This is a genomic window from Nocardioides sp. BE266 (assembly GCF_031457855.1).
In the GTDB taxonomy this organism is placed as follows: Bacteria; Actinomycetota; Actinomycetes; order Propionibacteriales; family Nocardioidaceae; genus Nocardioides.
Genome location: NZ_JAURTI010000002.1, coordinates 246130 through 259987 on the forward strand (window position 1 = coordinate 246130; position 13858 = coordinate 259987).

Annotated in this window: 14 protein-coding genes; 7 read left to right on the top strand and 7 right to left on the bottom strand. The window is 70.3% G+C overall.

Translation table 11 applies throughout. The features are described 5' to 3' along the window. Positions 1 to 45: 45 nt before the first annotated feature. The 4 genes from J2X46_RS05530 to J2X46_RS05545 are packed head-to-tail and all read right to left on the bottom strand — an operon-like array spanning position 46 to position 3666. Positions 46 to 717: an acylneuraminate cytidylyltransferase family protein gene (locus tag J2X46_RS05530; protein ID WP_310247871.1), complete on the bottom strand. Its 672-nt coding sequence runs from the start codon at positions 715 to 717 to the stop codon at positions 46 to 48. Continuing rightward, complete coding sequence (locus J2X46_RS05535; protein WP_310247873.1) at positions 714 to 1736, bottom strand: hypothetical protein; 1023 nt, start codon at positions 1734 to 1736, stop codon at positions 714 to 716. Before J2X46_RS05535 ends, J2X46_RS05530 begins: the two co-directional genes overlap by 4 nt. Beyond that, positions 1727 to 2710 (bottom strand): glycosyltransferase, encoded by a 984-nt coding sequence (locus J2X46_RS05540; RefSeq protein WP_310247875.1) that lies wholly within the window; start codon positions 2708 to 2710, stop codon positions 1727 to 1729. The genes J2X46_RS05535 and J2X46_RS05540 overlap by 10 nt, the downstream gene beginning before the upstream one ends. A 23-nt stretch (positions 2711 to 2733) precedes the next feature. Further along, complete coding sequence (locus tag J2X46_RS05545; RefSeq protein WP_310247876.1) at positions 2734 to 3666, bottom strand: glycosyltransferase; 933 nt, start codon at positions 3664 to 3666, stop codon at positions 2734 to 2736. A gap of 64 nt (positions 3667 to 3730) precedes the next feature. Between J2X46_RS05545 and J2X46_RS05550 the strand changes: the two genes are divergently transcribed. Beyond that, on the top strand, positions 3731 to 4486 hold the full coding sequence (locus J2X46_RS05550; RefSeq protein ID WP_310247877.1) for a class I SAM-dependent methyltransferase: 756 nt from the start codon (positions 3731 to 3733) through the stop codon (positions 4484 to 4486). On the opposite strand, the gene J2X46_RS05555 is transcribed toward J2X46_RS05550, so the two are convergent. Beyond that, positions 4471 to 5412, bottom strand: a complete 942-nt coding sequence (locus J2X46_RS05555; RefSeq protein ID WP_310247878.1) for a glycosyltransferase family 2 protein — start codon at positions 5410 to 5412, stop codon at positions 4471 to 4473. The genes J2X46_RS05550 and J2X46_RS05555 overlap by 16 nt on opposite strands. 80 nt (positions 5413 to 5492) lie before the next feature. Between J2X46_RS05555 and J2X46_RS05560 the strand changes: the two genes are divergently transcribed. From J2X46_RS05560 to J2X46_RS05570, 3 genes are read left to right on the top strand one after another with little or no spacing between them, the layout of a single operon-like run. Next, the gene (locus J2X46_RS05560) at positions 5493 to 6416 is read left to right on the top strand and encodes a hypothetical protein (protein WP_310247881.1); all 924 of its coding nucleotides are present in this window, start codon (positions 5493 to 5495) and stop codon (positions 6414 to 6416) included. Beyond that, positions 6413 to 7459 (top strand): glycosyltransferase, encoded by a 1047-nt coding sequence (locus J2X46_RS05565; RefSeq protein WP_310247882.1) that lies wholly within the window; start codon positions 6413 to 6415, stop codon positions 7457 to 7459. The genes J2X46_RS05560 and J2X46_RS05565 overlap by 4 nt, the downstream gene beginning before the upstream one ends. A 9-nt stretch (positions 7460 to 7468) precedes the next feature. After that, entirely contained in the window at positions 7469 to 8602 is a 1134-nt protein-coding gene (locus J2X46_RS05570) for a glycosyltransferase family 4 protein (RefSeq protein WP_310247884.1), read from the top strand. On the opposite strand, the gene J2X46_RS05575 is transcribed toward J2X46_RS05570, so the two are convergent. Next, entirely contained in the window at positions 8588 to 10360 is a 1773-nt protein-coding gene (locus J2X46_RS05575; protein ID WP_310247886.1) for an ABC transporter ATP-binding protein, read from the bottom strand. The two genes, J2X46_RS05570 and J2X46_RS05575, sit on opposite strands and share 15 nt — an antisense overlap. A 234-nt stretch (positions 10361 to 10594) precedes the next feature. On the opposite strand from J2X46_RS05575, the gene J2X46_RS05580 reads away from it, so the two are divergent. Together J2X46_RS05580 and J2X46_RS05585 are read left to right on the top strand one after the other, a co-directional pair. Further along, on the top strand, positions 10595 to 11215 hold the full coding sequence (locus tag J2X46_RS05580; RefSeq protein WP_310247888.1) for a PIG-L family deacetylase: 621 nt from the start codon (positions 10595 to 10597) through the stop codon (positions 11213 to 11215). Next, complete coding sequence (locus tag J2X46_RS05585) at positions 11212 to 11853, top strand: WbqC family protein (RefSeq protein WP_310247892.1); 642 nt, start codon at positions 11212 to 11214, stop codon at positions 11851 to 11853. The genes J2X46_RS05580 and J2X46_RS05585 overlap by 4 nt, the downstream gene beginning before the upstream one ends. 22 nt (positions 11854 to 11875) lie before the next feature. On the opposite strand, the gene J2X46_RS05590 is transcribed toward J2X46_RS05585, so the two are convergent. Beyond that, positions 11876 to 12778, bottom strand: coding sequence for a glycosyltransferase family A protein (locus J2X46_RS05590; RefSeq protein ID WP_310247894.1), 903 nt, complete (start codon positions 12776 to 12778; stop codon positions 11876 to 11878). Between the two features lie 66 nt (positions 12779 to 12844). Between J2X46_RS05590 and J2X46_RS05595 the strand changes: the two genes are divergently transcribed. Further along, positions 12845 to 13855, top strand: coding sequence for an acyltransferase (locus tag J2X46_RS05595; RefSeq protein ID WP_310247897.1), 1011 nt, complete (start codon positions 12845 to 12847; stop codon positions 13853 to 13855). Positions 13856 to 13858: the final 3 nt, after the last annotated feature.

Here is a 13858-nt window from a genome sequence, read left to right on the forward strand (position 1 = left end):
CGGCAAAACACTAGCCAGCCGACGCGCTCAGCGGGGGGACTCCGCTCAACGTGCGGTCATCAGGCGCACGGCGAGGGCGACGTCGAGCTCGGTGTCGATGTCGATCCCCTCGTCCTCGTGCATCACGAACAGGCCGATCCGGCCGCCGAGGCGGTTGTCGTGCTGCTCGTAGATCTCGGTGCGGGTGACGTAGAGCGAGCCCGTCTCGCGGTAGCGGCGGGTCTCGTCGGTGAGGTCCTGGCGCCGTGGTCGCGCGTCCACGGCGTACGCCGCCGTGGGCGGGTCGCCGGCCTGCCAGATGAACGGAGGCTGCTCGACGACGCCGACCATCGAGTCGACCCCCGTGGCGGCGAACTCGGCCAGGGCGCGCGCGAGCGTGTCGTCGTGGCGCACGGGTGAGGTGGCCTGGAGGAGCATCACCGCCTCGGGCCGGCCGCGCTCGGCAGTGACCTGCTCGATGGCGTGGCGGACCACAGGCTCTGTCGGCGTGGTGTCCTGGGCGAGCTCGGCCGGGCGCAGCCACGGGACCCGCGCGCCCGCCGCGCGGGCGACGTCGGCGATCTCCTCGTCGTCGGTGGAGACGAGCACGTCGAGATCCGGCACTGCCAGGGCCTGCTCGATCGTCCAGACGATGAGTGGCTTGCCGCCGACGTCGAGGAGGTTCTTGCGCGGGACGCCCTTCGAGCCGCCCCTGGCGGGGATCACGCAGAGCGTCATGACACCGCCTCCGTGAGGAGGGCCGCGATCCGTCGCGCCGGCTCGGACGCGGGACGTGGGGGCGGCGGGGTGGGAGTGCCTCCGGAACGGTGCATGCCGTAACGCTCCCAGAACTCGCCCAGCCATGCGGGAGGGCGGGGGAAGTCGACCCACGCGTCGCGGCCCTGCGCCGCTGCTTCGAGGACGCCGGTCGAGAAGACGCTCACGACCGGCCCGCCGAGCTGGGCCAAGGGCACTGAGCCGTCGACGGTGATCCCGAGCCGGCGGTAGCCGTCGTGCGTCAGCCGGGACAGCTTGTCGCGCTCCGAGGGATGCGGTCGGTAGGTCGCGTCGTGCTGACGGCAGAAGGACGCGGCCGCGAGCACCAGCCGCCGCCGCGACAGCTCGGCGGCATGCATCTGACCGAGGTAGGTGAGGCGCGTGTCTGGCGCGTCGGTCGGCGGCCGTCCGGCGGCGTGCCACAGCAGCTGGCTTCCGACGACTTCGTGCTCGACGTCGGCGCGCCCGGAGCGCCAGAAGGTGGCGTCGGCGTCGCTCCAGGTCAGGAGGCGGGCGTCCCGGGGCAGTGGCGGTGCGTGCGGAGTGAGGGCGCCGTGCTGCACGACGAACGAGTCGATCCGGAGCTCCTTTGCCCACGCGTCGGCGGCTTCGCCGCGGGGGAGGTAGCTGCCGAGCGAGACGACGGCTCGCAATCCCCGGAGCGCGGCCGGCAGCTGCGAGCTGACCTCCTCGGTGGCGAGCGGCTGGCGTCCGGGCAGCGCGGGCGGCGGCCCGGGGGTGAGCAGGGCCAAGGGGACGCCGAGATGGGTGAGCGGCTCGACCAGCGACGCGTGGCTCGTCGGCGAGGAGGAGTCGAGGGCCACGAGCAGGCGCGGCTCGACGTCGTACGTCGTCAGGACGAGCTTCTCTGTGGCCGCCCCCGACGGCCTGCGCACGGAATGGCGCAGCTGTCGCAGCCGGTGCCGCGACTGCTGCCAGCGGTGCCAGGCCGCGAGGTCGCTGGGGTGGTTCAGGCCCATGCCGCCTCCAGCACGGGCACCCGGTGGTCGAAGGTGTGCTCGGCCAGCGTGCGCACCCGCCCGCGCTCCGCGATGTCGCGCGCCCACGCCCGGTCGGACCGGGCGCGTTCGCAGAGCTCGGCGAGCTCGTCGAGCCCGGAGAACACCAGGACCTCACGGCCGGGTTCGTAGAGCTGGTCGACGTCCGGCCTGTCGATGAGCTGGAGCGACCCCGTGCCGGGCAGCTCATAGGTCCGCATGGTGAAGCCGTCCTGGTCGGTGTGGGAGTTGAGCGCCGCGACTGCACCAGCCGTGACGCCGTACGCCGTGGCGCGGTCGACGTCGCGCTCCGCTGGCAGGTCGGGGCGCGCGAGCTGCCACGTGCGGAGGCGGTCGACCGGATGGTGCGACCAGTCGCGCCCGTAGGCGCGCACCGGGATGCCACGCGCGTGCAGGCCGGTGAGGATCCGGGTCCGGTCGGGGTAGCGTGCGCCGACGAAGACCACGTCGTCGCTGGGGACCGGGCTGAAGGGGATCGTGTGGTCGAAGGCGTCGAGCACGTGTCCCGCGCGCAGCCCGCGAGTCTCGAGGGCGCTGACGTCGTGGGGGGAGTACGACACGATCGAGGGACGCGAGGCGATGACGCTCTCGTCGAACGACATCCGCGCCAGCTCGTCGTAGAGCCACAGGAGCTGTTGGGCTCCGGACCGGTCGACCGCCTCCCAGTAGCCCTGGCCGAGCGCGTCCCCCTTGACGGTGATGACGACGTCAGGACGGCTGCCACGCAGCGCCTCGACGGCGCGGTCGGTCAGCATCTGTCGGCGTGCGCGGTCACCGGAGGGCGACCCGAGGCGTCCCGGCAGCTCGTGGAGGACCTTGGTGCGGACCTTGTCGCTGAGCCGGGCGTTCGAGTCGTAGGGGTGGACCGTGACCTCGTGCCCGGCGCGGCGGAGCGCACCGGCGATCGAGTTGCCGTAGCCGTGGAAGGCGGGCACCACGAGAAGGATCCGGCGAGGAGTCACAGGTGGGTCCGCACCCGGTCCGGGTAGCGGCGTCCGGCATCCGCGGCCGACTGGACGGCGAGGGCGACGAGCTTCTCCGCGGGCCACTCCGGCAGCCTGTCGAGCGTCCGGTCGAGGGTGCGTCCGACGAATCCCAGCGAGCGCTCGGTCGAGAGAGCAGAACCGACCCGCACGAGGGCGTTCCACGGGCTGCGATCGAGGCGAGTGAAGGTCCGCGCCTCCGGCCCGTGCTTCGAGATGAACTTGCGGTATGCCTCTCCGGAGTGGAAGGCGCGCTGCACGCGCTCGGTCGTGCTGGTCACCGGGCCGTGGTGAAGGGTCGTGAATCCCGGTGCGACCAGGATCTCGCGACCGAGCTGGTGGAGCCGGTAGCCCCACTCGACGTCCTCCCAGCCGTAGGCGCGGAAGTCCTCGTCGTAGCCGCCCACCCGGTGGAAGTCGTCGCGCGTGGACGAGACGTTGCCCGACCACCACTGCCAGGTCCGCTCGGGCGGGGTTGCGAAGGCCTGCTGGCGGATCGCCTCGTCGGCGCGGATGCCGTAGGCCCGCGCGTACGGCGTGTCCGGAAATATGTCGCGACACATGGCGATGACGCCGCGCGGTGCCTCCGCGTGCAGTCGAACGTGGTGCTCGACGAAGTCGGGCTCGAGCTCCAGGTCGTCGTCGGCGCGGATCAGGACGTCACCCGTCGCGTCGAAGAAGCCAGCGTTGAGGGCGGCTGCACGCCCTCTGTTCTCGGGAAAGACGATCGACCTGACCGGCAACTCCTTCCCGAAGCGGGCGACGACGGAGTCGCTGTCGTCGATGTCGCCGTCGAGGACCACGATCATCTCGACGTCGGGGTCCGTCTGTGCCCGGAGTGACTCGAAGAGCATCGGCAGGCGGGCCGATCCGCCACGTGAGGGGACGACGATCGAGGCCCGGGTCATGGTGCGTCACTCTAGCGTCGGGACCGCGGGCGGGACCGAGTTCCCGCGACTAGGCTCCTGCACGATGAGCGACTTCGAGGGACTGAACGAGGCGACGTACCGCCAAGCGGGGATCGTCGACGAGTACGCCGCGCAGGAGTCGCTGCACGAGGGCGAGGAGCGCCTGCTGGAGCGGGTGGGCGACCTGTCCGGCGCCCGGATGCTCGACATCGGAGTGGGAGCCGGCCGGACCACGGCGCACTTCCTCGACCGCGTCGGCTCCTACGTCGGCATCGACTACTCGCCCGAGCTGGTCGATGCGTGTCGCAGGCGCTTCCCCGGCGCCGATGTCTCCGTCGGTGATGCCCGCGACCTGTCCCGGTTCGCGGACGGCTCGTTCGACCTCGTGCTCTTCTCGTTCAACGGGATCGACTACGTGGCCGACGAGGGCCGGCGTCGGGTGCTGGCGGAGGTCCGGAGAGTGCTCGCTGACGGCGGCCACTTCATGTTCTCCTCGCACAACCGCGACTACTCCAGGCTCGGCAAGCTGCCGTGGCAGGACGCCCGCCCCGGACGGACGATGCTGAAGCAGAGCGCCCATGCGTTGCTGCACACCCGGCGTCGCCGCGAGATGCGCCGCCGCGAGCTGGTCGGACGCGACCACGTCCTCGTCAACGACAACGCGCACGACTGGTCCCTGCTGACCTACTACATCTCTCCGCCGGATCAGGTCCGCCAGCTCGCGGACGCCGGGTTCGCCGATGCGGAGTGCTTCGACCAGTGGGGTCGACCTAGCGCGACGGACGAGGCGTCCGTGTGGCGGCACTACCTGGCTCGGTGAGCCGGCTTCCACGCCTCCTCGAGGTCGGTGGAGAGGTCGCGGAGCGGGTGGACGTCGCGCCCGGCCACGCGGCGCGCGGCGGTGGTGAGCACGTTGACGAGCGCGACCCCGGTGAGCAGGGCGCGCAGCCGACCGACTCCGCCCCACTTCGCGGCGTACGTCAGGCGTGACTCGGCGAGCCAGGTCTGCGCCCGTGCGGGATCGGACGAGGCTCCACCAACGTGGTCCAGCGAGACCGAGCCGAGGTAGACGCGCCGCACGCCCGCGAGGGCGAGCCGCTGCTGGAGGTCCACCTCCTCGGCGTACATGAAGAAGCGCTCGTCGAAGCCGCCGACGAGGTCGAAGGAGGCACGGGGGACGAGCAGGCACACCCCCGCGATCCAGTCGACGGTCCGGTCGGCCCCGGCCCGTACCCGGAGGTCCTGCCCGATCCCGCGCAGCCACCACTCGGACCTGTGGAACCGCGCGAGCACGCGGATCCGTTCGAGGGCCTGGTAGCGAGGCCGCGGGAAGCGGCGTGCAGTGTGCTCGACGGCACCGCCCGTCTGCACGGCTGGTCCCGCCAGGGCCGGCTGCCACGGCGCTGCCGCGTCGACCAGGCGTCGGACGAAGCCGCGCTCGATGCTGACGTCGCTGTTGAGGATCAGCACCAGCTCGCAGCCGGTTGCGGCGACGCCGGTGTTGACCGCAGACCCGAACCCTCCGTTGGTGTCCCTTCGGACCACTCGCGCCCCGCTCACCTGCGGCAGCGGGGCGGGCGAGCAGTCGTCCACCACGACGATCTCGGCGACGCCGGGCTCGTCGTGGAGCTGGGCGACCAGAGCGGTCACCGGTGCAGGATCGCCGTAGTGGGGGATCACGACCGAGACGTCCGGCCGAGCGGCGAAGCCGGACGCTGAGGAGCTCGGATCTGCTGGAGTGGTCATGACCTCGTGCTCGCGTCGATCGGAGACTGGCCACAGCAGCCTAGTCGGGGGGCCGGCGCTTCCTCACTACGATCGGGGCCATGCCAACCTCTGTCTCGCGAACCGCAGAGTGGGGCAAGCGGTTGCTCCCGCATGGCACGGTGAAGGCGCTTCAGAGCACCAAGCACCACGTGGCCGTGTTCGTGAAGCGGGCGCGGTGGGGGTTCCCGCAGTGGCGAGGGCCGCTGCTCGAGCCGCTGCACGCATGGCGGCAGCGTCGGCGGCCGCGACCGTTCCCCGCGGCGACGTACGCCGACACGTGGCTCGCCGCGTCGGCTGCCGGCCGGCACGTCGAGCCTGGGGAGTCGGTCGCGCGCCGGCTGTTCGTCGTGTGGACCGGCGACAACGCGATGCCCGAGCAGCGCCGTCGCAGCCTCGACGAGATCAGGCGCGTGAACGGCGTGCTGGACGTGGTGCTGGTGACGCCGGACACGATCGGTGACTGGTTGGTGCCGGAGCTCGCCCTGCCGCCGCAGTACGAGCACCTCTCGCTCGTGCACCGCTCGGACGTGCTGCGGGCCTACCTGCTGCACGTGCACGGTGGTGGTTACAGCGACGTCAAGCGACCGCGGGAGCCCTGGCTTGGTGCGTACGAGCGACTGGAGCAGTCCGGTGCGTGGATCCTCGGCTACACCGAGCGGCACCGCCTCAACGCACCGCTCGTCGGTGGCCGCCTCCAGCAGGACCTGCGGTCCGTCTCCCAGCAGCTGCTGGGATATGGCGGCCTCGTCGTGCGACCGCGCACCGCGCTCACGGAGGAGTGGTGGACCAGGGTGTGCGCCGTCCTCGACGACAACACCGACGCGCTCGCCGCCAACCCCGGCAACGTCCGCGGCGACAACCCCGGCTATCCGCTCGGATGGACGGAGGTGCTCGCCCACGTGGTCGCACCGCTGACGTGGAAGTACCAGGACCATGTGCTCCACGACGAGCGCGTGCTGCCCGAGCTGCGGAACTACCAGTGACGACACGAGTCCTGGTCTTCAACAGCACGACGACGCGCGCGGAGCCCCAGCCTTACGGCCTCGAGGCCCTCGAGCCGCTGGGGTACGACCTCGTCCTCCCACCGCGCGCGCCGCTGCCGCGCAAGGTCCGGGACGTGGTGCACCACCGATGGGGCTTCCAGGTCGACCAGCTCGGGCTGCGTGCCTCACGTCGTGCGGACCTGACCCTGGCCTACCTCGAGCCCAACATCGCCTACCCCGCGATGCTCCGGCACGCCACGCCGCGCATGCGCCGGACCCCTCTGGTCGGGATCTTCTGCTGGGCCGCCGAGGAGCTGCTCACCGCGGACGACGTACGCCGTCGCCGGCTCCGACGGATGCTGTCGGCCTGCGACGTGGTGGGCTTCTTCAGTCGCAACCAGAGGGACGTCTTCGTCTCGCACGGCGTTGCCGAGGACAAGCTCGCCGTGCTGCCGTTCGGCATCGACACGAGCCAGTTCCCCGTGAGCGCTGCGGGGGAGGAGCGGGACATCCCGGTGCTCTCGGTGGGCTGGGACCGGGGACGTGACTACGACACGCTCGCCCGAGCCGTCGACGGCAGCGGGATCGGGGTGACGGTCGTCGCCCCGCGTGAGCGGTTCGCGGACCTGTCCGCTCCTGCCGAGCTGGACGTGCTCGGGACGGTCCCCCACGCGGAGTACCGGGCGCTGCTGACCCGCGCGCAGGTCGTCGTCGTGCCCACGCACGAGCTGGCGTACCCGACCGGGCAGACCGTGGCCATGGAGGCTGCTGCGGCGGGGTGTGCCGTGGTCGTGACCCGGACTGAGGCGATGGAGGACTACTTCACCGACGGGGTCACGGCAGCGATGCCCCCGGTGGCCGATGCGCCCGCCTTGCGGGCGCGGATCGAGGGCCTGCTGGGCGATCCGACGCGACGCAGTGAGCTCGTCACCCGGTCGCTGGAGCACGCGCACCAGCACTTCGACCACGCTCGGTTGTGGCAGGCCCTCGACGGCGAGCTGCGGTCGCGCAACCTCGCGCCGGCGCGGGGCGCGGGCCGTTAGGATCGCCCGATGCCGTTGCTGGTCGTGGTGCCTCCCGGTCCGGTCGACCTGCATGACGGGGTCTTCTCGACGACCGCGAAGTTCGCCGACGGGATCGCGATGTATGCCGAGCTCTGGGACGGCGACGTGCTGGTCCTCGGCCCGCAGGCCGAGTCCGCGGACGAGTCGAACCTGGGTGCGGTGTCCCTCGAGACGACCGGTCTGCCCTATCGGGTCGCGACCACCGCGGACGTCGCCGGCACGCTCAGCTCGGTGCGAGCAGACGTCGCCCTGGTCCAGCTCGACCTGCGCTTCGCCGACCTGGTGGGAGCCGCGCGCCGAACGGTGTTCGCTGCCGAACACACCGGGAAGTCACGGCTCGAGATGGCTCTGGCCAGCCCGATGGCACCTCTCGACCGGGTGCGGGCCGAGATCGGCTTCCGGCGCCTGACGCCCCGGCTCCAGGGTCTCGCGTCGCGCGCCGACGGCATCCAGTGCAACGGCCAGGTGGCGTGGGACGCCTACGCGAGCCACAACCCGAAACCGCTTCGTATGTACGACAGCCGCGTCCGCCTCGCCGACGTGCATGCGGCCCGACAGGTGCACCAGCCGTGGTCGGGAGGGCCGCTCCGGCTCGGCTTCTCCGGCCGCCTGATCCCGATCAAGGGACCCGAGTACGCCGTCGACGTCCACCGTCGACTCGCGGCATCAGGTCTGGACGTGACCCTTGACGTGTTCGGCGACGGGGAGCTCCGGGCGAGCCTCGAGCGGGAGGCACCGGGCGTCCACTTCCACGGCACCGTCGACTTCGCCGACGAGTGGTGCCGAGCAGTCGCCTCGTCGATCGACCTCATGGTGCTGCCGCACGTGCAGTCCGACCCCGCCGGCACCTACCTGGAGTCGGCCGGGATGGGAGTGCCCGTGATCGGCTTCGACAACGTCGCACTGGCGCACCTGGTCGACGTGGCCGGTCTGGGCTGGACGACGCAGCCCCGACGTGCCGATCTGCTCGCGAGTCGGATCGAGGAGCTGATGGCGTCCCCGTCCGAGCTGGCGCGGGCCGGCGCGGCCGGGAGCTCCTTCATGGAGGAGCACTGCTTCGAGAACGACTTCGCCGCCCGTGTGCAGCACCTGGGTGACGTGGTGGCGTCAGGCGTCGAGTGAGCCGAGGGCGACCAGCCGGGCGAAGGCAGAGTCGTTGGACCGGAGCTCGGAGAAGGACCCCTGCGACCGGATCTTCCCGTCCTCGAGGAACACGATGGTGTCGCAGTCCTTGACGGTGGAGAGGCGATGGGCCACGACGACCAGGGTGACCTCGCCACGAAGCGTCGACATCGTCTGGGCCACCTTGAACTCCGTCTCGTTGTCGAGCGCAGACGTGGCCTCGTCGAGCACCAGGAGGGTCGGGTTGCGGTAGAGGGCACGAGCGATCCCGACGCGCTGGCGCTGCCCACCCGACATCCGCGATCCGCGCTCGCCGACCTCGGTGTCGAGGCCGGCGGGCAGGTCTGCGACGACGTCCGCCAGGCCGGCCTGCTCCACCGCGCGGGCGAGGTCGGGATCGGGAGCCGGGGCAGGAGCGGCGGTGAACCGGATGTTGTCGCGGAGGGACTCGTCGAGCAGGTAGACGTCCTGCGGGACCATGGCCAGTCCGGCCCGCCACCGGGGAAGGTCGTCGAAGACGTCCTGCCCATCGGCCAGCACCGCACCGCCAGTCGGGCGGTGGAAGCCGAGGATGATGTCGACGAGGGTCGTCTTGCCGGCGCCGCTCGACCCCACGAAGGCGACGGAGGAGCCGGCCGGGATGCTCAGCGAGACGTTCGAGAGGACGTCGCGGACGCCGTCGGGGTAGCGGAACGAGAGCGAGTCGAGCACGAGGCCGTGCTCCAGCGGGAGCCTCTCGCTGGCGGTGGGGTCCGAGGGTGGCTCCTCGCGAGCGTGGACCAGGTCTGCCTCGACGAGCTCGAGAGCGGGCACGCCTGTCCGGACGAGGGTGATGGACGCCAGGCACCTCACCATGCTCGGGAGGATCCGGAAACCGGCCACGCCGAAGAGCGCGATCGTGCCCAGGGCTTGCTCGGGATCGTTCTGCGCGTAGGCGAGCACTGTCATCAGTCCGATGCCGGCCACGAACAGGATCTCCAGGACGTACTTGGGCATCTCTCCCAGGAACGAGCTCGAGCGTTGTGCCGCGGCGGCCCGTGTCCGGCTGGCGCGGTAGGCGTCGACCATGAGGTCCTGCTCGTGTCGCAGCTGGATCTCCTTGATCCCGCCCAGGGCCTGGAGCGTCGTCTTGTTGGAGACCATGGCCTCCTCGAGGAGGACGTGCGACGCGACGCGGACGCGCCCCTTGACGGCTCGTTGGAGGAGCCAAGCGGCCGCGGCGAAGTACGTCCCGACGAGGACCGTCGCGAGCGGATTGACGACGAGGAGCGTGATGGAGAGCGCGGCGAGCGTGATCAGCTCCGTCGTCGCGGAGATGGAGCCGAGGACGACGGCGGTGTAGACGAAGCCCGACCCCTCGTTCAGCACGCGCAGCAGGTCAGGCGTGCCGCGCCGCACGTGCATGGAGTACGGGGCCTTGAGGTAGTAGTTCAGCAGGCCGGACGACGTCCGGATCGACTGTTGCATGATGAATCCGATGGACCACCACCGGAAGGCCATCGACCCCAGTCCCTTGACGACGAAACCGGCCAGGACCAGCACGGCGACGTAGGTCGCCAGCCGAGACGTCGACGGCTCACCGAGCAGGTCCGACACGGTGCGCAGCTGGGCGCTGCTTTCCGGCGTCTTGCCGGTGGCCAGGGCCATGAGAGGGAGCACCGCGACCACCGCGACTGCCTCGGCGACGGCGATGGCCAGCGATCCGACCAGCAGGAGGAGGAGGCGCACCCTCGTGCGGGCGTCGAACAGACCGTTCATCGTCCTCAGGAGGCGTCCCACTGGTCTCCTCTGACGTCGTCGGGGTCCATCGCGAGTCTAGACGTCGTCGTCGAGCCGCCGCGGACGATCGAGTCGAACAGGCTCGTTCGCGCGCGCCATTCCTGCCTCCGCACCACGGTCGTGCTGAGGTTGAGGCAGGATGTCCGGCGTGCCGGAACGGCGACAACCCGTGCCGAGGACTCGACTCGGCCACGAGCCCGGAGGGGGCCCGCAGTGCGCAGACTGGTGATCGCACCCCACATGGACGACGAGTCCCTCGGGTGCGGCGGCCTGCTCGCGAAGCACCCGGAGGACTCGACCGTCGTGGTCGTCACCCAAAGCGGTGACGACCGCAGGGCCGAGCACGCACGAGCCATGGAGCTCCTCGGCGTCACCGACACTCGGTGCCTGGAGTATGTCGACGGGACGACGCAGCAGTTCATGAGCGAGCTGGTCGGCCGGATCGACGACGTGATGGCAGACGTCCAGCCCGATGAGGTCTACCTGCCGTTCCCGTCGCTCCACCAGGACCACATCGGCGTGTACGAGGCCGGCATGCGATCCGCGCGGCTGTCGATGTCACCCGGTCACTGGGTGCCCAACAGCGTGCTCGTCTACGACATCGCCGTCTACGACGTGAACCTCTACCCGTCCGACCTTCGCTGGAACGTGTTCGAGTCGCTCACCGAGGAGCAGGCCGACCTGAAGGCGGCAGCCTGTGCGGCGTACGCGTCCGAGAATCCCGGCGGAGCGCACCCCATGAATAGCATCAAGGAGATTGCCGCCACCGTCGGCCACATGCGCAAGGTGGAGTTCGCCGAGCAGTACGCCCTGGTCCGGCAGGTGCGCCGGTGAAGGTCACCATCCACCAGCCCGACCTACTGCCGTACTCCGGCTTCTGGTTCAAGATGGCGACCTGCGACACCTTCATCCTGTCGGTGCACGACCAGTTCCAGAAGCACGGCTACCAGAGGCGCGTGAAGATGCGCGACGCGTGGTGCTCGCACCAGCTCGTCGGCAAGCCGGCCCTCGTCCCAATCAACTCGATCGAGGTCGCCGAAGGCTGGCAGCAGCGCATCGCCGACGTGGTCCGCGGTCGCTACGCCGGGTCGAAGTTCTTCTCGACGCGTGGGGCGGAGCTGGTCGACCGGATCCTCGCGTGCGAGGGCCGGATGCTCGACGAGGTCAACATCTCGATGATCGAGGCGGTCCGCGACATGCTCGGCATCGAGACCCCGTTGGTCGTCACCGATCCACCCACCCACGCTGCGACAGAGCGCCTCATCGAGCAGGTGCAGATGGTCGGCGGCTCCGCCTACCTGGCCGGGCAGGGAGGCAAGGCCTACATGGGCGATGACCCCGAGGCCCGTTTCGCCGAGGAGGGGCTGGAGCTCCTCTGGTCCGACCACCAGCACTCGACCGGCGACTCGATCGTGTCGGTGCTGATGGACGAGGACGACCCGATGGAGATCGTGCTTCGTCGCGTCGGTTGACGCGCTTCCTCGGCTCGTGGGGTCAGGAGGTCATCAGCTCGCGAGGGGGAATCCTTCGGAGCAGCTGGTGCCGCACGAGCCCGAGGATGCTGCCGGTGATGCCTCCGAGCTGGGCGGCCAGCGACCGGCGCCCGGCCTCCGTCCTCACCAACCTCGGTGCGCTCAGCACGGTCTGGGCGAGGTGACGGAGCGAGCCCGCTAGCGTGACGCGGTCGCCGACATCGAACCTGGCCTGGAGGAGCGTCGCCCCGCGCCGGTAGCTGAGGTACTGCCTGAACGTCCCATCGAGCGTCTCTCGATGCCGGTAGATGACGATGGCACGCGGCGCTGCCAGCATCACGCCTCCCGCCTCCTGCACACGCCAGTAGAAGTCGTTGTCCTCGGCGCCTCGCCGGTAGCTGTTGTCGAACCCGCCGACGGCCTGCCAGTGCTGGCGCTGGACCCCCAGACCTCCACCGCCCCCGGTCGGCAGGTAGCCGAGCAGGTTGAACTGGGGAGCGTGAGGGGCCCCTCGCTGGTCCACAGGGGATGACGCAAGGCCTGCGGCGTACTCGTCGGGGCGCTCGTGGGACGCGGCCACGATGTCGGCGTGGTCGAGCGCCTCGTTCATCGCGTTGAGGAACCACGGGTCGTAGGTGTCGTCGCAGTCGCAGAAGACCAGTCGCTGACTGGCGGCATTCTGGGCGCCCGTGTTCCTGGCGTACGCCGCGCCCGCTCGCTCGTGTGCCTCGACGAGCCGCACGGGGAAGGGGCTGGTTGCCGCGAAGTCGCGAACCTCCTCGGCGGATCCATCGGTGCTGCGGTTGTCGACCACCACGACCTCGAACGGCGGCGGCGCGTGCTGGGCGCCGAACGACGAGAGTGCCTGGCGGATGGTGGATTCGCCGTTGTGCATCGGGATGACCACGCTGAGAACGATGTCCACCTCGGAAACCTAACAAGATCTGCATTCAGGACAGGTGCGACCGACACGACGCCTAGGGTGTCGCCGGTGACCATCCGCGAAGCCGTCGTGGGCCGACCGAATGCCCTCAACCTCGTCCGCCTGGTCCTTGCCAGTCTGGTGATCTTCTCGCACGCCTGGCCGATCGGCGGGTTCGGGGAGATGTGGGGCGGAGAGCCACCCTTCGGCCGCTGGGCCGTCAGCAGCTTCTTCTGCCTGTCCGGATTTCTCGTCGCGCGATCGCGGATGCGCCTCGGTCTGGGGACGTTCCTCTGGCACCGCGGGCTGCGCATCTTCCCAGGTGCGTGGGTGTGCCTCGCTGTCGTCACCTTCGTCCTCGCGCCGATCACGCTCCTCAGCGGTGGAGCGTGGCAACCCCGTGTCGTGGCCGGCTTCCTGCTGCGCAACGTCGACCTCGTGAACCTCGCTGGTCACCTGTCGGGCACGGTGGATGACCGGGTGTGGATCGGATCGATGTGGTCGCTGGAGTACGAGTTGCTCTGCTACTTCGTCGCCGGCCTCCTGCTCGTCGGTGTGGTGCGCAAGAGGCCCACACTGGTGCTCGGCGTGGCGATCGTCGGCCTGACCCTCTACGCCAAGCTCACCGACGGCGACTGGCGGTGGCTCCTGGCCATGTTCGTGGCGGGGATGTTCGTCTACGCGATCAGTGACCGTCTGCCGGTCAGTCCGTGGCTGGCGCTGGCGTGCGTGGCGGCGCTCGTCGTCACGAACCAGGTGGGACTCGAGCAGGTGCTGTGGCCGCTGCCGCTCTGCTACTTCGTCCTGTGGGCCGGGGTCACGATCCCGGCGCGGTGGGCGCCGACGGCCGACATCTCGTACGGCGTCTATCTCTACGGCTTCCCGATGCAGATCTTCATCGAGTGGTTCCTGCCCGGCCTCTCGCTCGTGCAGCACATCGTCCTGGCGCTCGCCGTGACCTACCTCGTGGCGTACGCATCGTGGATCCTCGTCGAGCGGCCGGCCCTGAGGCTCAAGGACCTGACGTGGTCCGAGGTGAAGCACCGCTGGCACGCCAAGGATCTGGCCTCCAGCCGCTGACGG